Here is a 546-nt window from a genome sequence, read left to right as displayed (position 1 = left end):
CCTCGAACTGGGCGGCGACACAGAACAATCTCGGCGCTGCGCTCCAGACCCTCGGTGAGATCGCCGGGGATGCGGTCCGGCTGGAAGAGGCCGCCGCCGCCTACCGGGCCGCGTTGGAGGTCTACACCCGTGAGGCGATGCCCTCGAACTGGGCGATGACACAGAACAATCTTGGCATTGCGCTCCAGACCCTCGGTGAGATCGCCGGGGATGCGGTCCGGCTGGAAGAGGCCGTCCGGCTTTGGGAACAAGTGGCGGATTTTTACACGTCAACCGGAAACACCCGGAAACTGGAGCAAGTCGCATCCAATGCCGAACGAGCCCGCAAACTGATTATCCAGATACGCAATAAATGAAGCGTCCACGTCTCTCGACCGCGACATTAAAACGAAGTTTCAAACGCCGTGGGAATAATTACCACCCGACATCACTATACCCCCCTGCCTGCGCAGGTATCTTCGGAACGGGGGAATCCGTCTGATACCCGCGCGCGCCATACTTCCCTCCTGCCCTTGCGGGAGCCGGATCAGGTGCCGTTCTGGTTGT

General features: G+C 60.4%; 1 protein-coding gene. It reads left to right on the top strand.

Annotated elements, in window-relative coordinates; genetic code table 11:
• Positions 1-356: tetratricopeptide repeat protein (locus HY36_RS13915; protein ID WP_035554130.1), on the top strand; the 356-nt coding region annotated here is incomplete at its 5' end.
• Positions 357-546 lie beyond the last annotated feature (190 nt).

It is taken from the genome of Hyphomonas atlantica corrig. (genome assembly GCF_000682715.1).
GTDB lineage: Bacteria > Pseudomonadota > Alphaproteobacteria > Caulobacterales > Hyphomonadaceae > Hyphomonas > Hyphomonas atlantica.
This window is presented reverse-complemented; position numbering and strand designations above follow the sequence as displayed.